This is a genomic window from Amphritea atlantica, from assembly GCA_024397875.1.
GTDB lineage: Bacteria > Pseudomonadota > Gammaproteobacteria > Pseudomonadales > Balneatricaceae > Amphritea > Amphritea atlantica_B.
Genome location: CP073344.1, coordinates 3,392,113 through 3,414,469 on the forward strand (window position 1 = coordinate 3,392,113; position 22,357 = coordinate 3,414,469).

At 50.3% G+C, this 22,357-nt stretch carries 21 protein-coding genes; 5 read left to right on the forward strand and 16 right to left on the reverse strand.

All coding sequences use genetic code 11. The features are described from left to right. Nucleotides 1–66: 66 nt before the first annotated feature. From KDX31_15680 to KDX31_15690, 3 genes are read right to left on the reverse strand one after another with little or no spacing between them, the layout of a single operon-like run. Complete coding sequence (locus tag KDX31_15680; protein ID UTW02773.1) at nt 67–1,440, reverse strand: sigma-54-dependent Fis family transcriptional regulator; 1,374 nt, start codon at nt 1,438–1,440, stop codon at nt 67–69. A 3-nt stretch (nt 1,441–1,443) separates the two neighbouring features. Beyond that, nucleotides 1,444–2,583, reverse strand: coding sequence for a PAS domain-containing protein (locus KDX31_15685; protein UTW05415.1), 1,140 nt, complete (start codon nt 2,581–2,583; stop codon nt 1,444–1,446). Nucleotides 2,584–2,586: 3 nt separating this feature from the next. Next, nucleotides 2,587–4,032 carry a sigma-54-dependent Fis family transcriptional regulator gene (locus KDX31_15690; protein ID UTW02774.1) on the reverse strand — a complete coding sequence of 482 codons (1,446 nt, stop codon included), beginning with the start codon at nt 4,030–4,032 and terminating at the stop codon, nt 2,587–2,589. A gap of 433 nt (nt 4,033–4,465) precedes the next feature. On the opposite strand from KDX31_15690, the gene KDX31_15695 reads away from it, so the two are divergent. The 5 genes from KDX31_15695 (at nt 4,466) to KDX31_15715 (ending at nt 8,373) form a co-directional block, all read left to right on the forward strand. Further along, nucleotides 4,466–5,632, forward strand: coding sequence for a flagellin (locus KDX31_15695; GenBank protein UTW02775.1), 1,167 nt, complete (start codon nt 4,466–4,468; stop codon nt 5,630–5,632). A gap of 90 nt (nt 5,633–5,722) precedes the next feature. Beyond that, the gene (locus KDX31_15700) at nt 5,723–6,094 is read left to right on the forward strand and encodes a flagellar protein FlaG (GenBank protein UTW02776.1); all 372 of its coding nucleotides are present in this window, start codon (nt 5,723–5,725) and stop codon (nt 6,092–6,094) included. A 47-nt stretch (nt 6,095–6,141) separates the two neighbouring features. After that, a complete protein-coding gene (gene fliD, locus KDX31_15705; protein ID UTW02777.1) occupies nt 6,142–7,545 on the forward strand; it encodes a flagellar filament capping protein FliD in 1,404 nt (467 codons plus the stop codon). Between the two features lie 55 nt (nt 7,546–7,600). Further along, nucleotides 7,601–8,014, forward strand: a complete 414-nt coding sequence (gene fliS, locus KDX31_15710) for a flagellar export chaperone FliS (GenBank protein ID UTW02778.1) — start codon at nt 7,601–7,603, stop codon at nt 8,012–8,014. Between the two features lie 2 nt (nt 8,015–8,016). Further along, nucleotides 8,017–8,373: a hypothetical protein gene (locus KDX31_15715; protein ID UTW02779.1), complete on the forward strand. Its 357-nt coding sequence runs from the start codon at nt 8,017–8,019 to the stop codon at nt 8,371–8,373. A 109-nt stretch (nt 8,374–8,482) separates the two neighbouring features. Here the strand turns inward: KDX31_15715 and flgL are convergent, their stop codons facing one another. From flgL to KDX31_15780, 13 genes are all read right to left on the reverse strand, one after another. Then, nucleotides 8,483–9,712 carry a flagellar hook-associated protein FlgL gene (gene flgL / locus KDX31_15720; GenBank protein UTW02780.1) on the reverse strand — a complete coding sequence of 410 codons (1,230 nt, stop codon included), beginning with the start codon at nt 9,710–9,712 and terminating at the stop codon, nt 8,483–8,485. A 21-nt stretch (nt 9,713–9,733) separates the two neighbouring features. Beyond that, the gene (gene flgK, locus KDX31_15725; GenBank protein ID UTW02781.1) at nt 9,734–11,761 is read right to left on the reverse strand and encodes a flagellar hook-associated protein FlgK; all 2,028 of its coding nucleotides are present in this window, start codon (nt 11,759–11,761) and stop codon (nt 9,734–9,736) included. 84 nt (nt 11,762–11,845) lie between these two features. Beyond that, a complete protein-coding gene (gene flgJ, locus KDX31_15730) occupies nt 11,846–12,955 on the reverse strand; it encodes a flagellar assembly peptidoglycan hydrolase FlgJ (GenBank protein ID UTW02782.1) in 1,110 nt (369 codons plus the stop codon). An 8-nt stretch (nt 12,956–12,963) separates the two neighbouring features. After that, nucleotides 12,964–14,055, reverse strand: coding sequence for a flagellar basal body P-ring protein FlgI (locus KDX31_15735; GenBank protein ID UTW05416.1), 1,092 nt, complete (start codon nt 14,053–14,055; stop codon nt 12,964–12,966). A 21-nt stretch (nt 14,056–14,076) separates the two neighbouring features. Continuing rightward, nucleotides 14,077–14,751 (reverse strand): flagellar basal body L-ring protein FlgH, encoded by a 675-nt coding sequence (gene flgH, locus KDX31_15740; GenBank protein UTW02783.1) that lies wholly within the window; start codon nt 14,749–14,751, stop codon nt 14,077–14,079. 22 nt (nt 14,752–14,773) lie between these two features. Further along, nucleotides 14,774–15,559 carry a flagellar basal-body rod protein FlgG gene (gene flgG, locus KDX31_15745; GenBank protein ID UTW02784.1) on the reverse strand — a complete coding sequence of 262 codons (786 nt, stop codon included), beginning with the start codon at nt 15,557–15,559 and terminating at the stop codon, nt 14,774–14,776. Nucleotides 15,560–15,595: 36 nt separating this feature from the next. Next, entirely contained in the window at nt 15,596–16,339 is a 744-nt protein-coding gene (gene flgF / locus KDX31_15750; protein ID UTW02785.1) for a flagellar basal-body rod protein FlgF, read from the reverse strand. Nucleotides 16,340–16,503: 164 nt separating this feature from the next. Continuing rightward, entirely contained in the window at nt 16,504–18,462 is a 1,959-nt protein-coding gene (locus KDX31_15755) for a flagellar hook-basal body complex protein (GenBank protein ID UTW02786.1), read from the reverse strand. 14 nt (nt 18,463–18,476) lie between these two features. Further along, nucleotides 18,477–19,151: a flagellar biosynthesis protein FlgD gene (locus KDX31_15760; GenBank protein ID UTW02787.1), complete on the reverse strand. Its 675-nt coding sequence runs from the start codon at nt 19,149–19,151 to the stop codon at nt 18,477–18,479. Nucleotides 19,152–19,206: 55 nt separating this feature from the next. Then, entirely contained in the window at nt 19,207–19,641 is a 435-nt protein-coding gene (gene flgC, locus KDX31_15765) for a flagellar basal body rod protein FlgC (protein UTW02788.1), read from the reverse strand. 2 nt (nt 19,642–19,643) lie between these two features. Then, nucleotides 19,644–20,045 carry a flagellar basal body rod protein FlgB gene (gene flgB, locus KDX31_15770; GenBank protein UTW02789.1) on the reverse strand — a complete coding sequence of 134 codons (402 nt, stop codon included), beginning with the start codon at nt 20,043–20,045 and terminating at the stop codon, nt 19,644–19,646. Nucleotides 20,046–20,537: 492 nt separating this feature from the next. Further along, the gene (locus tag KDX31_15775; GenBank protein UTW05417.1) at nt 20,538–21,365 is read right to left on the reverse strand and encodes a protein-glutamate O-methyltransferase CheR; all 828 of its coding nucleotides are present in this window, start codon (nt 21,363–21,365) and stop codon (nt 20,538–20,540) included. A gap of 43 nt (nt 21,366–21,408) precedes the next feature. Then, complete coding sequence (locus KDX31_15780) at nt 21,409–22,344, reverse strand: chemotaxis protein CheV (GenBank protein UTW02790.1); 936 nt, start codon at nt 22,342–22,344, stop codon at nt 21,409–21,411. Nucleotides 22,345–22,357: the final 13 nt, after the last annotated feature.

The window sequence follows — 22,357 nt, forward strand, 5'->3', positions numbered from 1 at the left end:
GCCATTAGTCGTAGGAAGCCGCTTTCATACGACTTTAGTCGAATAATTGAGCAGAAATTTAACCCCTCAGCTTTTCAATTCGGCATCAAGATCGATTCCCGCCTCGCGAATCCGGGCCAGTTTATAGCGCAGTGTCCGGGGACTGATACCCAGCTTTTCAGCCGCCTCTTTACGACTGCCACCGGTCTCCCGAAGCGTTTCGATAATCAGCTGAAACTCATGCTGTTTCATATCATTGCCCAGCTGACTGCTGTCATCAGGTGTAACGCTGACAGAACTGATCCGCCCGGCCATCTCCGCGGTGTGCATACTACCGGGCTGAATGTGCAGATCAGCAGGACCAATCAGCGCGCCCTGTTGCAGAATAAGCGCCCGCTGCACGATATTATCAAGCTCCCGCACATTACCGGGCCAGTGATAAGCCTGCAGGGTGCATTGCGCATCCGCGCTGAGAGAAACAGCGGTACGGTTCATTTTACGTGAGTATTTTGCCAACAGACGCTGCGCCAGCGGCACGATATCGCCAACCCGCTCCCGCAGGGGCAACCACTGTAACGGGAACACATTCAGCCGGTAATAAAGGTCTTCACGAAACTTATGCTCCGCAACATACGCTTCCAGCTTGCGGTTGGTGGTCGCCAGTATACGCACATCCAGGTTGATCACCTTGCGGCCACCGACCCTTTCCACCTGTTGCTCCTGCAGCACTCGCAGCAGCTTGGCCTGCAACCCAAGATCCATCTCGGAGATCTCATCCAGCAAAATAGTGCCGCCGTTGGCCTGCTCAAACTTTCCCGGATTACTGGTATAGGCGCCGGTAAACGCGCCTTTCTCATGTCCGAACAGGGTCGCTTCAAGCATATTTTCGGGTATCGCCGCGCAATTGATCGCCACAAACGGCTTATCCGCCCGGGGAGAATGCATATGGATATACTGCGCCAGCACCTCTTTACCGGTGCCACTCTCGCCGGTTATCAGCACCGTTGAGTCGGTCTCAGCGACACGCCGGGCCACCTGCAGCAACTGCTTACTGCTGGTCTCTTCCGCGATCGGCTGAACACTGTCCTGCTCATTTAACTGTGTCCCGGTATAGCGTTTAACCACTTCGATCAACGCATCCGGAGCAAAGGGCTTCATCAGATAATCCACCGCCCCGCTGCGAATCGCATCCACAGCTTTATTCACCTGGCCATAGGCCGTAATCAGCATGACCGGCAAACAGGGTTGTGTCTGCTGTATTTTTTCCAGCAATTGATGGCCATCCATGCCGCCCATATTGACGTCACTGACCACCATATCCACCGGATGTTCAGCGATCACCTCCAGCGCCCGCTCCCCCGAGTCCGCTTCCAGATAATCAAACCCCGCCAGCTCGAGAGTATCGACCAGCGCTTCACGCAGATCCGCATCGTCTTCAACCACTAATATCTGCATGCTCATAAACTATCCGATCCTGGCTTCATTATTATCTTCCCCGTTCTGACTGCTCGTCTGACTGCTCATCTGATAGGGAATAAGAAAGGCCGCCTGAGTACCGACCCCTGACTCGGATCGCAACAGAAACTCGCCATGGTGCGCCTTCGCAACGACCTGCGCCACCGCAAGGCCCAGTCCGGTGCCATGGGATTTGGTGGAGTAAAAAGGCTCCAGCACTTTTTCGCACAGCTCGGCATCCATGCCCGGACCATTATCGCGCACTTCTATGCCCAGCTTATCCCCCACCAGTTGAGCTTCAATGACCAGCTCGGTGCCTTTACCGCCCGCCTGCAGCGCATTGTTCACCAGATTCATAATCGCCCCCAGCAGGGAATCTTTATTGCACTGCAGCTGCAGTTCAGGCACCCGGTTGATACAGTCACAATCGGCATCCCAGCTATGCAACGGCATATCCAGGGCATCTTCCAGCTCGCGAAACAGCTGACCGATGCTAATCTGATCTTCCAGCCGGGTTTCTCCCCGGGCAAAGATCAGCATATCGCGCACCTGCAACTCGAGGTTTTCCAGACGGGACTTCACTTTGCCGGCAAACTTAACCCGCTGTTCCGGCCTGAGCTCCGGCTTCATCAGATGACCGGCATACAGCAGCGCCGCTGACAGCGGTGTGCGCACCTGATGTGCCAGCGAGGCCATCATCCGGCCCATCTCGGAAAGACGCTGATAATGGGCCAGACGTCCCTGCAGCAAGCGGGTATCGGTCTGATCGGTCAGCATCAGCAACTGGCCCGACTCATTTGCCAGGGTACTGGTAGACAGACTGACCCGTCGGCCACTTTGCAGGGATACTTCATGGCCATCATCACTGCGCGGCGCAAAACTGCGCTGAATCACCGAGATCCAGGTCTCATTTTTTAGTGGCGTTCCCAGTAACTGTTCAGCCGCACTGTTACACTCCACCACCCGCCCCCGGCTATCAATCACCACGACGCCGGCGGGCAGCAGATCCAGCAAGTCCTCCAGACGACCGGAGAGACGCTCATGTTCAACCTGCTTTTCAACGCTGGACTGGCGGATCTGATCCAGCTGCGCCTGAAGCTGGCTATTTTGCGCTTCCAGCTGAGCGATTCTGTTATTCGGGTCTGTCATCATCTATTTTCGCTGAATTCCATATTTACGCATTTTCTCCACCAGTGTGGTCCTGCGGATCTGTAACCGATCGGCTGCCCTGGCAACCACTCCAGCGGTCTGATCCAGCGCCTGCGTGATCAGCGCCTGCTCTATCGCTTCGATATGAAGCTTCAAATCCAGCCCCTGCTCGGGTAACTCAACCAGATTCCGGGGCTCCGCCGCGCCGGTAGCCTCAATAGGCTCAACAGTGCGGCGATAGAGATCGGGATCAGGCTCTTCGACATGACGAAACTTGGGCGGCAGCTCACTAACCCCCACCACGGCATCGGGATAAAGAATGGCCAGTCGCTCAACCAGGTTGGCCAGCTCGCGTATATTGCCCGCCCAGTCATGCTGCTGCAGCGAACGAATCGCCGCAGGATGGAAGCGAATACGGCCGAACCCCTCTTTTGCCAGACGACGGGCAAACTCATCCACCAGCGGCGGAATATCCTCTATACGGGCACGCAGGGAGGGCATATCGATGGGAAAAACATTCAGACGGTAGTAGAGGTCTTCACGGAAACTGCCTTCCACGATCATCTGCTCAAGATTTTTATGGGTGGCGGCAATGATTCTGACATCACAATTAATGGTAATGCTACCGCCAACCCGCTCGAAGCAGCGTTCCTGCAGTACCCGCAGCAGTTTAACCTGCATCGTCAGCGGCATATCGCCAATCTCATCGAGGAACAGAGTACCGCCATTGGCTAACTCAAAGCGCCCCGCCCGGGAATTGATGGCACCGGTAAATGCGCCCTTCTCATGACCAAACAGTTCACTCTCCAGAAGATCCGCCGGAATAGCACCACAGTTCACCGGCACAAAGGGGCCACTGGCCCTTTTTGATGCCCGGTGCAGATTATTCGCAACAATCTCTTTGCCGGTACCGCTTTCGCCGGTAATCAGCACATTGACATCGCGCCCGGCAACCTGACTGATCATTTTCCGCACCAGCGCCATCGCCTCACTGTGCCCTACCATTCCCTCAAACTGACTGGCAACCGATTTCGGCGAAAACAGATCCGGCTGACCGGCATACTGTAACTGCAACTGACGGTAAATCAGCGCCCGGTGCAGCATGACCGTCAGTTCCTCAAGGGTGGCATCCGGGTTCAGCCGACCGATAATTTTTTCCTGCAGCTTTTCCGGCAGCCGTTCCAGTTCCGGCCAGGGAGAGATGGCGATCACCGGCAGCTTGTCATCCAGTTGGTCAAACTGCTGCATCAGTTTTTCCAGAGAGATCGGTAATGAACAATGACCCAGCCAGACCACCGCGCGCTCACCCGGCGCTGTGATATCGCCCTGCAGCCAGGAGACATAGTCGGTGGTTATATGCCTGATTTCAGCAAAACCGAGCCGCTCTGACAGATGAGTCCGGCTCTCAGCATCATCATCGATAAAAATAATTTGTAGCGGGCTGCTCATAGGGTTACCAGATTATCAGTCATCAGCGAACGTAATGTTTAAACCTTAACATCAATACGTCAAATTTATGACATACAGGACTAAAACACAATAAAGACACTGATGTTTTTTTGACGCAGCCTATACACTCTTAGCAAACAGACTCAAAACAGGTCGCAATACGTTCTTTGCTTTATGCCGTTCCACCCTCCTTTAACACAACATTACACAAAATGGGTAACGCTCTATCTGGCCGACAGCCCCCGCACTACGAGGGCTTTAGTAAAAATGTCGATTTATTGCGACTTTTTCAATCAGATGCCTCTAAAGTTTCAAAACAGTGCGCCGCTAACCCTTTCACGAAATGAAATTATAAGTGAGGTAGCACCGCTACCTCGAAAGCTCAAAAAGCCGTCCAGGGAACACTATCTGGTCAGGTTAAGGAGATAAAAAAATGGCAGTAATCAATACCAACATCGCTTCCCTGAATGCTCAGAACAACCTGAACAAGTCTTCCAGCAATCTGCAAACTTCCCTGCAGCGCTTATCCTCTGGACTGCGTATTAACAGCGCCAAGGACGATGCGGCCGGTCTGGCAATCTCAAACCGGATGACCTCTCAGATTAACGGTTTGAATGTAGCCGTCCGTAACGCCAACGATGGTATCTCTCTGGCGCAAACCGCTGAAGGCGCTATGCAGGAATCAACCAACATTCTGCAACGTATGCGAGAACTATCACTACAATCTGCCAACGGTTCTAACGGTGCAGATGACCGAGCAGCGTTGCAGGCGGAAGTAACCCAACTCCAAGCAGAATTAACCAGAATCTCTGACACAACATCATTTAACGGTCAGAAACTGTTTGATGGCACCTTTGGTACAAGAAGCTTCCAGATTGGTTCAGAAGCTAACGAAACTGTCGATCTAACGATAGAAGATATCGGCGCTGACCAACTTGGAGTAGTATCAGGCAAAACACTGGACAAGGCTGGTTACAATGCTGACAATCTTGGTGTCGCCGCTGAAACTCTAACTTTCGACGTTACCGACGCTAATGGAACGTACAGTATAGACGTTGACCTCGAACTCGGTGCAGGCAACACCGACCTAATTAACGCCATCAATGATAACGTCGGATCATATGGCATTCTCGCAACGGACGATGGCGCTGGCGGATTTACTTTATCGGCAAATAACGAAGTCACCGCTGTGACAATCACATCCGATATAGCTGCCGATGCTGGTACATTTGCAACTGCGGGTTCAGCACAAGCAGTAGGCGCAGCTGACAGCTCGGTAACAGGCTCCGCAATAAACTCAGTCAACATCTCAACCGCCAACGGTGCCCAAGACGCTATTAGCTCAATTGACGCAGCAATCAAAGAGATCGACGCCAAGCGAGCAGATCTGGGTGCCTTCCAGAACCGCATGGACAGCACTATCAGCAACCTGACCAATGTTGCAGAAAACGTATCCGCTGCACGTTCCCGCATCATGGATGCTGACTTTGCGGCTGAAACAGCAAACCTGACTAAAAACCAGATTCTGCAACAGGCAGGAACTGCTATGCTGGCTCAGGCAAATACTTTGCCACAGGGCGTACTGTCTCTGCTACAGTAAGCATAACGCGCTAAAAAAGGGCGGGCTTTGCCCGCCCTTTTTTGGTTAAATCGTTTTAATTTAAGAGCAATCTGAGCCAGGAGGAACATCATGTCCAGCGAAATGCAGGTCTCTTCTACTCAGGCCACTGCAAAGCCCACTGTGGACCCGTCGGCAACTGCCACGCAAGCACAACCAGCCCAGCAAACAACTGCTCAGAAGCCGGCAGGGCCTGGCCCGGCAGATTTTTCTCAGCAGAGTGTGGAAGCACTTCATGAAACCGTTGCTGCCATCAATGATTTTATGTCTCAGTTTCAGCGAACACTGAATTTTTCAGTTGACCAGGAAGGCGGACAAACGATAATTAAAGTTATCGATAAATCGAACGATGAGCTGATCCGTCAGATCCCCTCTGAAGACTTTATTGCGATCAGTAAACATATTGAGCAGATGAACAACCTGCTGTTCAGCGAGAAGGCCTGACCGCCTTCTTTGCTTCTCTTAAAGAGAATAGGTAAGACGAGGTAGTTATGTCCATTTCATCACCAGGTATCGGTTCTGGTATCGATATCCAAAGTATAGTTCCCAGCCTGGTTGCAGCCGAACGCCAGCCAACACTTAGTCGCCTGGCTCAAAAAGAAGCTAGCCTTCAAGCAGAACTTTCAGCCGTGGGTCTTCTCAAAAGCGCACTTTCAGAATTCCAGAGCAAGCTAGATGGATTGAAAGATACTACCACGTTTAGCAATCGCTCTGCGTCTGCCTCTGATACGAGCATAGCCAGTTTCACCGCAAGTAATGATGTTGCAGCTGGCAGCTACTCCCTTGAAATTACCAGCCTGGCAACCGCTCAGAAATTGGTCACTATGCAGGATTATGTGGTCAGTGAAGGCACCCTCGAATTTACCGATGCCGGTGGCAGTTTTTCAGTCCCACTTGATAGTTCCAATAACTCAACGATTGAAAGCCTACGTGATGAAATCAACAACGCCGAAGATAATATCGGTGTAACCGCTACAATCCTGGTGGTCAATGGCAGTAAGCGTCTGGTGTTTACTGCAAATGACACTGGCGCTGAAAATGAACTGACAATTTCTGGCACCAGCACCAGCGGTGATCTTGACATCTATGATTATAATTCAGGCACAGCGATCCCAGATGTTAATGGTGATGTAGCCAGTTACTACGATCAGGTCACAGCGGCAACCGATGCGGTATTCAGTGTTGATGGCCAATCGATGACCAGCGCCTCCAATGTCATTACCGACGTTATACCCGATACAACAATCACCCTCAAAGAGGCTAATCCAGGCAATCCAATCACTCTTTCAGTCAGCACCGATACCAGTGAAGTCAGAAACCAGATCGCAGGAATGATTGAGGGATATAATGAGCTGGTTTCACTGATTAACAAGCAAACCAGTTATAATGCTGATACCGAAGTGGCCGGCACACTTATTGGCGACTCTCTTATCAATAGCATTGAGCAGCAGATCAGGCGCACACTCACTAGTCAAATATCAAACCCTGACAGCGATTATACGTCGCTCACATCCATAGGGATTACTACAAATAGTGACGGTACCTTAGAACTTAATAATGAAAAACTCGACACGGCACTAGAGACTGACTATGCAGGCGTAAGCACATTATTTTCAAGTGATCCAGAAGGTATAGCCCTAAAGGTTAACATAATTCTGGAAAATTACCTTCAAACCAGCGGCACACTAGATAGCCGAACCGAATCAATCAACGACAAGCTTGCAGGTCTTACAGAAGATAGGGAAGCACTTGATTTACGTAGCAAAAAGCTAGAAACCCGCCTTTATGCACAATACAACGCAATGGACCTCCTTGTAGCTCAGCTAAACTCTACCGGCCAGTGGCTGGCATCTGCATTGGATAGCCTGCCCGGAGTAGTTTTTGAGAAAAAATAGTATAGCAAAGCTTTTGTCGCATATTTTTTGCAGTCACAATGTTTAAGGATCCAAAATGAATCGTAACCATGCTTCTCAACAGTACCTGAAAGTAGGCCTTAACTCCGCCCTGGCGAATGCAACACCCCATCAGCAGGTACTAATGTTAATGAATGGCGCTCTGGGGAGTATCGCGACCGCTAAAGGCGCTATTGAACGCAATGATACCGCTCTAAAAGGAACAAACCTGAGTAAGGCTATCTCAATAATTGGCGGTCTGCAGGCATCTCTATCAGATACTGATGAAAACGAGATCGCCCAGAACCTTGATAATCTTTATGCTTACATGGCAGAGACACTGATGAAAGCCAATATCGAATCATCAATGGACAAGCTGGACGAAGTCACTCAGCTAATGCTGGATATCAAATCTGCCTGGGAAAAAATTCCCGCAGAGCATCACAATACCCAGAGCCCGGCAGACAAGTAAAGATGCCTCAACTCAGTCCGGCAGCCCTTAAATGGCGGCAGGAATTTTCCGAAATAGAACGATTGCAGCAAGCGATATTTGCCGCGTTGAGAACAACACTCAATGAAGAGGGCGATGATGAGCTACCTCTTTCTGACCTAATTAAACAGCAGGACAGCCTGATTCGCCAGCTGCCATTTAGCCAGCTCAATGCCGATGACGTAGAACAACTGAAAGATAAGATCGCATTGCTGCAACAGAATCATCAAACGCTGATTACAGCGATTAGCAACCGAAGGCAGACATTGCTTGATCAGTCCAGCCAAAGTAAAAAAGCCGGACGTAGCATCAAAGCGTACCAGAAAGCGCAGGATCTTTAAGTTACAAAGCCTTTAGCCCGGTGCTTGACCTTTAACTCAAATGAATACGTATTTAAAAGCCCGTTTATCCGGGCTATTAAACATTATACAGATAGACGGAATAATCTGATCAGTTGATATAATTGAACAGACTCAGATTCTGTATCTTGGCAAAACTGGCATAAGCCGCATTCAGAGTATTTTGTTGCAGGGTAAACTGACTGATCGCTTCATTATAATCCAGGTCCCTGAGAGATGACTGAGCTTCATTGGTATAGAGTATATACTCCTCATTAACCGCCTCCTGCGAATCCAGAGCATTCATTCTGGCACCAATGCTACCCCGAACTTCAATATTCTTATTTTCGATACTATCAATCTGCAGTAAAGCCCGATTAACCGCTTCATTCAGCTTCTCAGATCCCTGCGGATCCCCCACTGTGTCGATACCACTTAGTGCTGCACTTAACTGGTGAACCATATTCAGAACATTCGTACGGGGGGTTTCAGTCTCGAGTACCACAGCACCGTCGGCGGGGCTATCAATCACCAGACTAACCCCTTCAAACGCTATCACATCCCCCTGTTGATAACTGATACTGGTTAGTTCCGTCGCAGGATTGCCACTGAAAACCGGGGCACCATTAGTATCAGTAACGCTGTACGTACCTGCTGCCGTATCAAAGGTAATGGTCGCAGGGCCATGACTGTTAGTGAACGCTTCGAATGTACCAAAATCAGTGATGATACGTTCTGAAAAGTTGCTCCCGCTGACCGGAGCCAGCCCCAACTGCCTGTCTACATTTTCAAAGATATTAAACCCTGAATCGGTCGACGTTATATTGGCATTCGGACCCACCTGGATTGAACGACTGCCCTGATCACCATTAAACACATAACGATCGGTTGCACCATCATAGCGATACGCAGCATCAAAGCCCTTAAAGCCCGAAAACAGATATTCGCCCTGAACATCCTGAGTGTTGAGAAGACCAAACAGTTGTGACTCGATCTCCTGCAATTCGCTGGCAATCAGAGTACGATCATTGTCATTGACTGCACCACTATTGGCTTGAATAGCCAGTTCTTTAATTCTCAGGGTCGCCGTATTAACGGCATCCAGCGTCGTTTCTTCGAGGCTGAGGCGACGACGGGAGACCAAAATATTATCCTGGTATTTCTCTGTCTTTGACACCTCCTGATCCAGCTTAATCAGCTGCGCCGTTGCCACCGGGTCATCAGAGGGCTGAAGGATACGCTGGCCGGTCGATAATTGCTGCTGCGTTTTAACCAGACTACTATTAGCATTACTAATACTTTCTGCACTACGACTGAATATCTGAGCAGTTGAAATGCGCATAATTTACTCCTCCACTGCTACTTAAATACTTTGCAGCAGACTATCAAAAATAGTCTGCGATACGCGGATTAACTGGGCTGATGCCTGATAGGCCTGTTGAAACTGCACCAGTTTAGCTGCCTCTTCATCGAGGTTGACCCCCGATACACTCGCCTGAGCACTGGTGGTGGTGTCCAGAACAGCCTTACTGGCCTGCTCAGAAATCACAGAGGTTGCCGTATGGGTGCCGACCTTTTCTACCAGGCTGCCATAGAGATCCTGATACGAGCCATGATCAAACAGCTTTTCCTGCTGCAGATCTGATAAGGCAAAAGCATTACGGTTGTCGGACACACCATCCAGATTGAAATCAAAACTGAAACGATCGCCCGGACGCGGCTGATTATCTATGGTCACCGTAAAACCATCCAGTTGAATCCCGCCACCTGAAGTGAACGCCTGATCCGATAACGGCCCGACTAAAGGATCCAGCTCCAATACAACAGGGTTATTCGGATCGGTCATATCGTACACGGTATAGGTCATTTCTCCGGAAGGGGATGAAGCCGGATCATTGAAGACAATCTCAATGGGGGGCGACAGTTCACCCGCAGTTGCAAACGCACCGGCTTTCGAATCTGTCACCGCAACCGAAGCGGCACCCGTACCCTGATTATCGATATCATTACTGACTTTTACGGGCGATGCTAACGCCAGAAGCCTGCCATCATGCAGCGACAAAGACAGATCCTCTGCGCCACTGGTGACCGGTTGTATAAGAAAGCGATCTCCCTTAATCAGATCAGTGCCAGTATTAATCGTTACTTTAATCCCATCAATCGCAAATGATAAAAACTTGCCATCAGGGTCACGATAGAACTGATCCTGATCCACCGCTGCAATATCCGCAGCCGCGGTCAGTTGATCAATGCGCACCTGTTTCCCGTCACTGCTTCTATACAGCGTAAGCTTGTTGCCATCACCAACGACCAACTCATACTCACTCGCCTGCAGCAGGTCCGTTTGCTGAATCTCTACCCGTGCTATATTCAGCACCGACTGGTTATTACCATTGGCTGAGATTCGTTTTTGCTGTAAAAAATCATCGTTCATATCGGTGAACAGATCAGCACCAAATTCATTATTCAGGTTGATCCCGAGGTGGTGCTGCTCATTCATGCTCTCAGCAAAACCGATAGCGATCATGCCCAGTTGATTACGCGCATCATTCAGAGCCTCGTCCCGGTACTTGATCAGACCACCAACCCTGCCACCAACGATCTCATCATTGATATTGACAATTTCATCGCGATTGACAAGCGCCAGCTCCTTTTGAGCGCTATCCACTCCCAGAACAGAGACGACCGTTTCTCCTGTCGATCCGATCACCAGCGGCTGACCATTACCGATAAAAATACTGTATTGATCTGAACTCTGATCAACAACGGTCACCCCGACAATCTCAGAAAGACGGTTGGTCAGCAGATCCCGCTGATCACGCATATCATTAGTGGAGCGATTGGTCGCCGCCGCAGCACTTATCTTGGCGTTCAGATCGGCAATATTAGCAGCCAGACTGGTGATCTGGCTGGCATAGCCATCCATTTGCGCATTGATGGTTTCGGCCTGGCTCTTAAGATTAGCGTCGAGATTATTAAAGCGCTTCACCAATGCGTCAGACTGAGCAATAACAAGCTCGCGGTTGGCAGTTGAAGTCGGATCATCCACAACGCTCTGCAACGCACCGAAATAGTCATCCAGTGCAGTCGATACGCTATGCGTATCTGCCGCCAGCAAATTATCCAGCCGGCTCGACAAATCCGCATAGGCTGATGCCTGGTTATACGAAGAAGTATCAGTCCATACTTGCTGGGTCAGGAACCTGTCGGTAATCCGCTCAATATCCTGTACAAACACCCCTGACAGATCGGGACGAGTCACCAGATCAACACGCTGACGACTATAGCCTTCTGTGTTCACATTACTGATATTCTGGCCAATAGTGCTCAGTGCCGTCTGATTGGCCTGTGTCGCCTGAATACCTATATTTAATAAACTGGAACTGGACATATAAAAACTCCCGGGAACACTCTATCGGCAAAGCAGGGAGCAGACAGGTTTCACCTAAATACTGCTCTCTATAGCGGCCAAAAACTAACTTTCTTTAGTCCCTGAACCGGCACTCAAATCTGAGTTGAGACCGGCCAGAACATCCCCATCAAAAATCCTGCCGATCTTTTCTGCATACTCAGGATCGGTGGCATAACCGGCCTGCTGTAAGCCACTCAGATACCGGTATGGATCACCCGCCTGCTCCAGCGCCTGCTGGTAACGGGAACTTCCTTTAAGAAACTCTGCATAATCACGGAAACTCTGTTCGTATGACTCATACACCCGGAAAGCCGAACGCTCCTGCTGTGCGACACCATCACGAAACTCAACGGTACCGACAAACGCTTTATCACCGGACCAGCGGCTATCGGCCTTGATATTGAACAGGTTGTGACTACTGCCACCCTCTGGACGCTGAATCAGATGACGGCCCCAACCGGTCTCAAGCGCCGACTGCGCTAACAGCACTTTAGGATCCACTCCAAGCTCGGCAGCCACACTCTCTGCCAGCGGCAACAGTGTTGCAACAAACTGCTGCGGCGTTTCGAACCGCTGTGGCTGAGGACTTTCAGTGGCTGCTCTGGGAGTCTGGGCAGCAGATTCCGCAGCTTGACCATTCACTGAGGGTATCTCTTTTCCTGAAAATGCCCCAGTAGCCTGCTGAACCCGCTCCTGAGCTTTTTCCAGAGCACGGTTATTCGCCTGTGCCTGCCCCAGAATCGCCGATGCGGCCATACTGGCGGCGCTATCAACGGTGCGATTTAATATCCGCTCGGACTCAGACAGAGGCTTGAGACGCTTGTCCTCTTTCTCGTTGTCATCGCCCATCCGCGGATCGATATTGCCGCCCAGTTGCCGCACCAGTATCTCCGCCAGACCAAAGCCTTTGTTTTCGGCTATCTCCTTGGTCAGCTGGGTATCGCCCATCTGTTGATAAAACTCGACCTGAGAGCTGTTGAAGTAGCTGTCATCGGCAAAGCTGGCATTGGCTTCGCGCATACTCTTGACCAGCATATTCAGAAACAGCTGCTCAAACTGTTCCGCCACCGCCTGCAAAGCAGCAGGGTCTTTATTCTGTGCCTGCTGGCGTAGCTTATTCATCTCACCCAGTTCGGTGTACAGCTGAGCATGTTGAGTCGGATCTGTTTTCATCATCGGCCTCAGATTACAATCAGTTCAGCTTTCAGGGCACCGGCCTGTCGCAGTGCTTCCAGAATAGCCATAAGGTCTCCGGGGGCGGCCCCCACCTGGTTAACCGCTTCGACAATATCCTGCAAGGAGGCACCCGGTGAAAACTCAAACATGTGACCGCTGCCCGCATCGACCTCGATACCCGTCCGGGGAGTCACAACGGTGTCACCTTCCGCCAGAGCATTCGGCTGACTCACATTGAGATCCTCGGTAATCGCCACGGTCATGCCCCCGTGGGTTATCGCCACTGGCGAAACCCTGACATTCTGACCGATGATTATAGTGCCGGTACGTGAGTTAATAATCACTTTCGCCACCTCCTGCGCCGGCTGGACCTCAAGATTCTCTAATACAGAGAGAAATGAAACCCGCTGATCCGGATCGCGCGGAGCCGATACCCGGATAGAGGTCGCATCCATCGCCTTCGCCATGCCCGGACCAAGCAAACTGTTAATTTGTTCAGCCACCCGCCGGGCGGTAGTAAAGTCCGCAAAGTTCAGGTTGAGCACCAGGCTGTCCCCCTGTGCAAATGCATTGGGTACGGTTCGTTCCACTGATGCTCCACCCGGAATACGTCCGACACTGGGGACATTCAGCGATAACCGGGAACCATCCGATCCCTGTACACCAAACCCTGACACCACCAGATTTCCCTGAGCGATGGCATAAATCTGTCCGTCGGCACCTTTCAGAGGAGCCATAATCAGACTGCCGCCCCGCAGGCTTTTCGCATCACCGATGGTCGAAACCGTCACATCGATCACCTGTCCCGGCTTGGCAAAGGGCGGCAGATCGGCATGCACTGCAACCGCAGCAATATTCTTCGACTTAGGATCGATATTGGGCGGAATCGCCACACCAAAGTTATTCAACATGTTGCGGAAGGTGGCTGAGGTGAAAGAGGTTTTATCACCGGTTCCGTCCAGTCCCACCACCAGACCATACCCCACCAGTTGGTTACTGCGCACACCGGCAACCGACGTCAGGTCTTTTATTCTTTCGGCATTCACAGCGCTACTGAACAGCACTGCTGTAAAAGCGATCAGCCAGAAACGTTTCATCATATTCTCCGCTTCACCTGCTCAGAAGGGCCACAATGGACCGATAAAGAACTTTGACAACCAGCCCATGGAGTTGGAGTCATTCAGTGCACCGGAGCCACTATAGGTGATCCGTGCATCCGCCAGTTGAGTTGAGTAAACGGTATTGCTGGTAGAGATATCCTGTGGCCGGATCATACCGCTGACACGGATATATTCATCCCCCTGATTCAGGGTCAGCCATTTCTCACCCTTGACTATCATCAGTCCATTCGGCATGACCTCATGCACGGTGACGGTAATATTGCCATCCAGGCTGTTACTCATGTCGGATTTACCCTCGCCATCAAACTCGGTCTCGGAGTCACCGGTACTGAAACTCAGCGGCTTACCAAACACCCTCGGCTGGATACCAAAAATCGTGGGTGAAGCCAGCGTCTGTGAATTCGATTTATCCACAGACGTCTTATTGCTTTTTGAAGAGGAGGTACTTTCCTGCAGCACAACGGTAATAATATCGCCGACCCGGTGCGCCCGCCCATCGCCATAAAGACTGTTACTGGTGGCGGCATTGAATATTGAACCGGTAACCTCCCGGGGCGCCTGCATCGCTTGCGGGCGCACCGGCGCAAAATGGGGACTGTCCGGTTTCGGTGACGTGCTGACACATCCTCCCAACATCAGGGTTGCAGCAAAGACCACTAGCAGCTGTTTCATCGCTTACCTCCTCAACTCAGAGTTACAGATTCTGTGTCACGTAGGACAACATCTGATCTGCGGTTGAGATCACTTTCGAATTCATTTCATAGGCGCGCTGGGTGGTAATCATATTCACCAGCTCTTCCACTGCATTCACATTTGACCCTTCCAGCATCCCCTGCCTTAACTGACCGGTGCCGCCCTCCCCCGGATTAGACAGTACCGCATTACCGCTGGCAGCGGTTTCAAGATAGAGATTCTGGCCATAGGATTGCAGCCCCTGCGGATTAGCGAAATCTGCCAACTGCAACTGACCAATTTGTTGCGGGTTTACATCGCCCTGAACAACCACGCTGACAATGCCATCATTGCTCACCGTCATGGACTGTACCCCGGTGGGCAACGTCAGTCCCGGGTCCAACAGATAACCTTCTGAATTAACAATTTCACTATCTGCGTTCAGCTGAAACTGACCGTGACGGGTATAACCGGTATCACCGTTCGGCAAGGTAACCTGCCAAAAGCCCCGCCCCTGAATAGAGATATCAAAAGACTCACCGGTGGTCTGCAGCTCGCCTTCCTGAAACAGTTTCTGAGTGCCGGCAACCCGCACACCCGAGCCAAGCTGCAAGCCTGAAGGCAGTTGCGACTCTTCAGCGGTCTGCGCACCAGGCTGACGCTGAATCTGATACATCAGATCTTCAAAAACGGCACGATCCTTCTTAAATCCAACCGTACTGACGTTTGCCAGGTTGTTAGAAATAACCTTCAGGGAGGTGTCCTGCGCGCTCAGACCCGTTTTAGCGACAAATAGGGCGCCATGCATATTTATTCTCCACCTGTGTTATTGATCATTATTCTGTTACTGAAGTGACAATATTCGTGTTGCCGCAGAGGAGTTCTCTTCGGCGGTCTTCATCATCTTCACATGCATTTCAAACTGACGCGCCAGATCGATCACCGATGTCAGCTCGGATATAGAGTTAACGTTGCTCGACTCAAGGAAACCGGCACGAATTTTCACCTCATTGGCCGGCAACAGCGGCTGATTATTGCCGCTGTGCATCATGCCATCGAGCCCTTTAAACAACTGACCCGGCTCAGGATTGACCAGCTTGATCCGATCCAGAATTGCCAGCTCTGTCGCGGCTTCACCCGCAGGTTTTATGGTGATGGTGCCATCACCACCAATATCCATTTTCTCAAACGGCGGCAGGGTAATCGGGATCCCCCCATTACCCATGACACGGTCACCTGCACGGGTAACCAACTGATTAAACTGATTAACCTGCAACTCACCCTGACGGGTATAGGCCTCATTGCCATCGGCATCGATGACCGCCATCCAGCCATCGCCGTCAATCGCCACATCCATAGAGCGCCCGGTCTGCATCAGAGTACCGCTGGACATATTGGTCCCCGGACTTTCAGCCATGGCATACACCCGGGAGGCCAGGCCATCGCCTTCTACCTGCATCGCCCTGGCCTGAGCAAAATCAGCTTTAAAACCGGTGGTGGTCGCATTCGCAAGGTTGTTCGCATGGGCCTGCTGAGAACGCATATTTTCCCGCGCTCCGCTCATAGCCAGATACAGCACTTTATCCATTGAAGTCCCCGTTTGCCGTTTCTCCTCTGAAACGGTCAGACATTGCCGCTTTGGAGGTAAAAATTCACTAACCAGTAAAATGCAATGGCTGTGCCAACCTTTCCAAAAGGCACAAAAAAAGGCGACCGAAGTCGCCTTATCATTAAACACTGTTGCATACAGAATCAGATCTGCAGGATTGCCTGCGTCACTGTATTAAGCGTTTCCAGTGTTTTAGAGTTCGCCTGGAAGTTTCGCTGCGCTTCGATCAGCCTCACCAGCTCAGTTGACAGATCCACATTGGATTGCTCCAGCGCAGCAGAACGCAGACTTCCGTTCAGACCAGTCCCCGGCGGGTTTAACACCGCGTTACCCGAGGTCAGTGTTGCCGTCCATTCCGTATCACCGGATGGCTGCAGGCCCGACTGGTTTTCAAAGGTTGCAAAGGCAACCACACCCAAATTCTGTTTCTGACCATTAGAGAATGCAGCCACCATCTCACCGGTTTCAGCGAAACTCACCCCGATAAGATCTCCTTTGGTATAACCATCCTGAGATGACGCTTTAACAATCGAAGCCGAGGCAAACTGAGTACTGCCGGTCAGATCAAGGGTTATTTCGGTCTCTGTATTCGCCGGATCTGCACCTGCGATCGTTAATGCTGGTGCAATCGAGCCTTCAGAAAAGCTTGTTCCATTGACACTATTCAGAAAGCCGCTGGTGGGATCAAAACCGAGCATCACAGATCCCACTTCACTCAGGGTATCAGTGGCTTTTACGGAAAACCCGGTCTCACCAGGATCGACACTTTTACCAACATCAAGCAACTCTGTTCCATTCAGATAAGCGAACATCTGATACTGACCACGAAAACTGCTATCACCCTCATAGGTCCGCGCGTCATTGACAGTTAACACCTCAGTACTGGGAAGACCTGTTGCCACGTCAGTCTCAGTCACGATGAACTCTGATCCAATATTGCCATAATCAGCTTTAAAACGAATATCAAGCCTGAACTCACCCGCTTCTTCAACTACGGATACTGACTCCACATTAGGATTACGATCTTTAATCTCCGTCTCTCTTGCGAGAATAAGATCAGCAACCTCTCTTAATGTAGGAATCGTTGGGCTGACCGAGATTTCAACCGGCACTCCGCCAATATTGAGCTCTGTATCAGCTGTAGGAACAGCCAGAGTATATGCGTAGTTCTCGTTGGCATCACGCTCTGTCGGTTCCGGCGTAATATCGATACCCGCTGCATCATTAATCAGCATATCGCCATAGTCGCTGTACTTCGCATACGTTTCGAAACTGATGCTACCCACGCCTGCTGCAGCCGCAGGATCCTGAGTAAATAACAAAGTGGATGTGTCGATACGCTTATCGGTATCTTTCAATAGCTCCAGATCGGCCGCATTGGGCGTACCTGCCGCATCAAAAGCAACATCGACACCACTGATGGTTATGGTATCCGGGAATGAGGCGTCGACGGTGTACACATCACGAACAGGGCGCTGCTCAACCATATTATATTTAATGGTGTGCTCATTACCCAGACTATCAAATGTTCGCACCGTGGTACTGTAGGTAAAGGACGCTGGTACATCCTTATCATAAGGCGTACTTAACAGCGTAGCGTCTGCAGCATCATTGATATTAAATGACAGACCGATATTACCCGTCGCCTGTGGCGGGCTCTCTTTCTGATCGACCGCAAGATTACCGATGGGCAGGCGATTACCCTGAGAGTCTAAACCGTACCCCTGCAGATACTTACCCGACTTGGACACCACGAAACCATCTTTATTCAGTTCAAACGCGCCGGCACGGGTATACGTCACCCCGCCCTGACCATCGTCCAGCTGAAAGAAACCGGAACCGTTGATCGCCAGATCCAGGTTATTATTGGTAAACTCTGTGGTCCCTGCCTGAAAGTTCTGCGCAATATCCGTTACGGTAACACCGGAGCCTGCGACATTACTTGAGCCTGCGCCCACCACCGCAGTGGCGTAAATATCACCGAACTCGGTACGTGAGGCTTTGAAACCAATTGTACTCGAGTTAGCGATGTTATTACCGGTCACATCCAGATTGGTAGATGCCGCTTTAAGACCTGTTATCGCAGTATTAAAACCCGCCATGATTCTTCTCCGATTTACCCAATTCGTTTGACATCACTGAAGTCGACCGAGCCTGCATCGGTGTTCACCTTCATACCGATACCGTTTTGTCCCAGCGTGACACTATTGACGTTATAAGCAATAAAGCTGCTAGCCGTTTTATAATTCCCATCAACCTGCGCTTCAGCGACAACCCGATAGGCCCCAGGGGGACGATCCCCGGCACTCCACACAAAATAGTGATCTCCGGTTCCCTGGCTACCCATCTCAACTTCATCAATAAGGTTATTGGCGCTGTCATAGATCGAAACACGCAGATTTTCTGTACTCACCGGCAGTTCTACCACGCCTCTGATCTCACCGGATTCGCCGACCTGAGCCATATCAGTCTTGGCATACACATCCTGGCCAATCATCGATGAAGCCTGCAGAGCCGCCTGACTGGAAAGCAAAGAAGCCGACATGCTTTCCATGGTCGTATTCAGCTTGGCGATATTTTCCACCGTACTCATACTGGCGATCTGCTGCATAAACTCGCTGGTTTCAGCGGGACTGGTCGGGTCCTGGTTTTGTAGCTGCGCAATCATCAGTTTCATAAACATCTCACTGTCAGCGTTGCCGCTACTTTGTGTAGAAGTAGAACTACTCTGATTCTGCGCATTGATCTTATCGTAGATCGATTGCGTTCCCGAAACGTCGTTAACACTCATAACATATACCTCACATCAGGCCTCACATCAGACCTCACAATCTAAACCTCGGGGCTTACTGGCCCAGAGTCAGCGCCTTCTGCATCATCTGTTTTGCCGTATTCATGATCTCAGCATTTATCTGAAAAGAGCGTGACGCCGAGATCATATCCGCCATCTCTTCTACAACATTGACATTAGGGTAGTAGACATAACCATTCTCATCCGCCATCGGGTGATCCGGGTTATATTCCTGGCGCAGTGGGGCATCACTTTCGACGATCCCTGAAATCGCAACCCCCTGTCCCGCCTGCACCCCCAGCGGTAAACCACCGGGCTGCAGGGTATCTGCCTGCTTCAATTCGAACACCGGTTTACGGGCGCGATAGGTTTCACCGGCACTACTGCTGACGCTCTCGGAATTTGCCATATTGCTGGCAGTGGTATTCAGCCGCACCGTTTGTGCGCTCATCGCAGAACCCGCAATATCAAAAACATTACCCAGAGACATGCTTATTCACCCCTAATCGCGTTGCTAAGACCTTTAAATTTTTTATTCAGAAACTGAAATGAAGCCTGATAATCGACCGCATTTTCGGTGTATCGCGCCATCTCTTCCTGAACATCGACAGTATTGCCATCAATACTCGGTTGATTTGGAATCCGGTACATCATCTCTGCCGCAAAATCAGCACTGACCAAACCGCTGCTATGCCCTTCGCTGGTCCGGGTCATCTGCAATGATTGCTGACCCACCTCGGCATCCTGCAATACCGCTTTGAAATCAATATCCCTGGCTTTGTAATTCGGCGTATCACTGTTAGCAATATTGTTTGCCAGAATTTCAGCACGCTGGATTCTAAGGCCCACAGCCTTTTCATGAATTCCCAGTGCACTGTCAAAACTGATTGCCATCGGTCTGCCTCAAAATTTCATCTTACCCGCTTAATGCAAGAGCAATACCAATACAATATAATCTTTAAAAAACAAACAGTTAATAATAAATAAATTTTAAAGCGGCAACCGTTATCCGGTTAACAGCGGCAAAGCGGCAATGAATAATGAAGGGCGGCAACTGAATAGATCGGTGGCAATTGAAGGAAAAAAAGGGAAATTAATCTGAATTCATTGCTCGGGATGATCGGCTCGTGCCCGATCCACTGTGACATTGTAATACTGGGAGTGAGTTAATTGTTGGAGCTGCATCCTGCAGCGATTAAAGAGCCGTAGCTAGACATCGCTTCGCGACTTGTTAGACGCTCCTGCGTCGCTTGCTAGTCGTTAGAATAAGCAAGAGCACTCACTGCGGTTTTAAACCGCTTGTGTGGAGCTGCATCCTGCAGCGATGAACGACGCACCGGCACCCCGACCCGCTACCCATAAAAAAGCGCGCCTGAAGCGCGCTTGTTATTTTGCTCTATAAATAATTCCGGGACGACAATGAACCATCTCAAACAGGTTGTTCAGCTCACCAATCGACTCAGAAGCCCCTAGCAAAAGATAACCGCCGGGTTTCAGTGTCTTGTGGATCTTCATCAGAATCTCCCGTTTACGTTCAGAAGAAAAATAGATCAGCACATTACGGCAAAAAACGATATCGCACGAACCAATACCGGCATAGGCCCCCAGTAGATTCAGCTCTCTGAAAGCCACCCGCTTCTTAATTTTCGGCAGCAGACACCAGGCCTCATGCTTTCCAGGCTCGAAAAACTTTTTCAGTCTGTCCTGAGACAATCCCCGGCCAAGCGCCAGCATCTCATACTCAGCCAGACGCGCCTGCTCCAGAACCCGGGTACTGATATCGGTCGCAATAATCTCTTCGCCCAGCCTGAATGCTGCTGGATTTTGTTCCTTGAACTCATCAATAATCATACTGATAGAGTAAGGTTCCTGACCGGTTGAACACGCGGCTGACCACACTTTCAGTCGCTGCGACGCCTGTTTCTCAGCCAGCTCTGGCAGCAACCTGTCTTTTAATATTTCATAGGGATGAATATCACGAAACCAGAGGGTTTCATTGGTGGTCATTGCATTAATGACCTGTTCTTTAAGATGGCTGTTGCCAGGGCGTTCCAGTGTAACCACCAGCTGCCCTAATGAATCATACCGCCCTTCTATAAGAATTTTGCTTAAGCGACTCTCCACCAGGTACTGTTTGTGTTTTGCCAGCAAGATGCCACACGCCCGCTCAAGAAACTGACAAAATTGATCAAACTCCTGCTGAGTAATCGTGATTTTATGGCGGTTCAGAGCACTATCCTCTTACGTATAGGATTAATCACCCCTCTACTGACTCAATTCGCTGAATCACCGCCTCAGCTAACTCATCTGGATTAAACTTGCCGATAAAGGAGTCGGCACCGACGCGCTTAACCATAGCCAGATTGAAACGACCACTCAGCGAACTGTGCAACATGACATATAAAGGCTTCAGTCGAATGTCTTCACGAATTTTCTTAACCAGAGTATAGCCATCCATCTGTGGCATTTCGATATCAGAGATGACCATCAGAAACATATCAGTCATTTTTTGATCTTTTTCCGCCATCTGAGTCAGCATATCCAGTGCAGCTTTACCATCATTGGCCGTTGTCACCTTGATATTCAGATTTTCCAGTGCTTTCTTAACCTGAGTCCGGGCAACGCTTGAATCATCCACAACCAGTATATGATATTGAGCGGCATTCTTTTTAAAGTTATCGGTTACGACGGTGGATTTGACTTCAGTACTGACAGGAATGAGATCAGCCAACACCTGCTCAACATCAAGAATCTCAATCAGTCCTCCATCATGCTGAACAACCGCAGTGAGGTAATTTTTCTCATTGGTTTCTATCGGGGGTGGACTGACCTGATCCCATTTTGCCGGTAGTATTCGGTCCACATTCCGCACCAGAAACGCCAGAACCCGGCGGTTATACTCCGATACGATCAGAAAACAATTCAACCGATCTGCAGCGGCAACAGGCTCACCACCAATGGCCTGAGAAAGATCAATGACCGGAATCGTTTCGCCGCGAATATGGGCCAAACCCTTCAGGGCTGTTGTCTGCTTTGGAATACCAGTCAGCTCAGGACAGGTCAGGACTTCCCGGACTTTAAAGACATTGATACCATATTCCTGGTCGTCATTAAGTCCAAACAAAAGCAGTTCCAGACGGTTCTGTCCCGCCATATTGGTGCGTTGGTTTACAGTACTGTTTATACCTGACATGATGCTCTCTGTA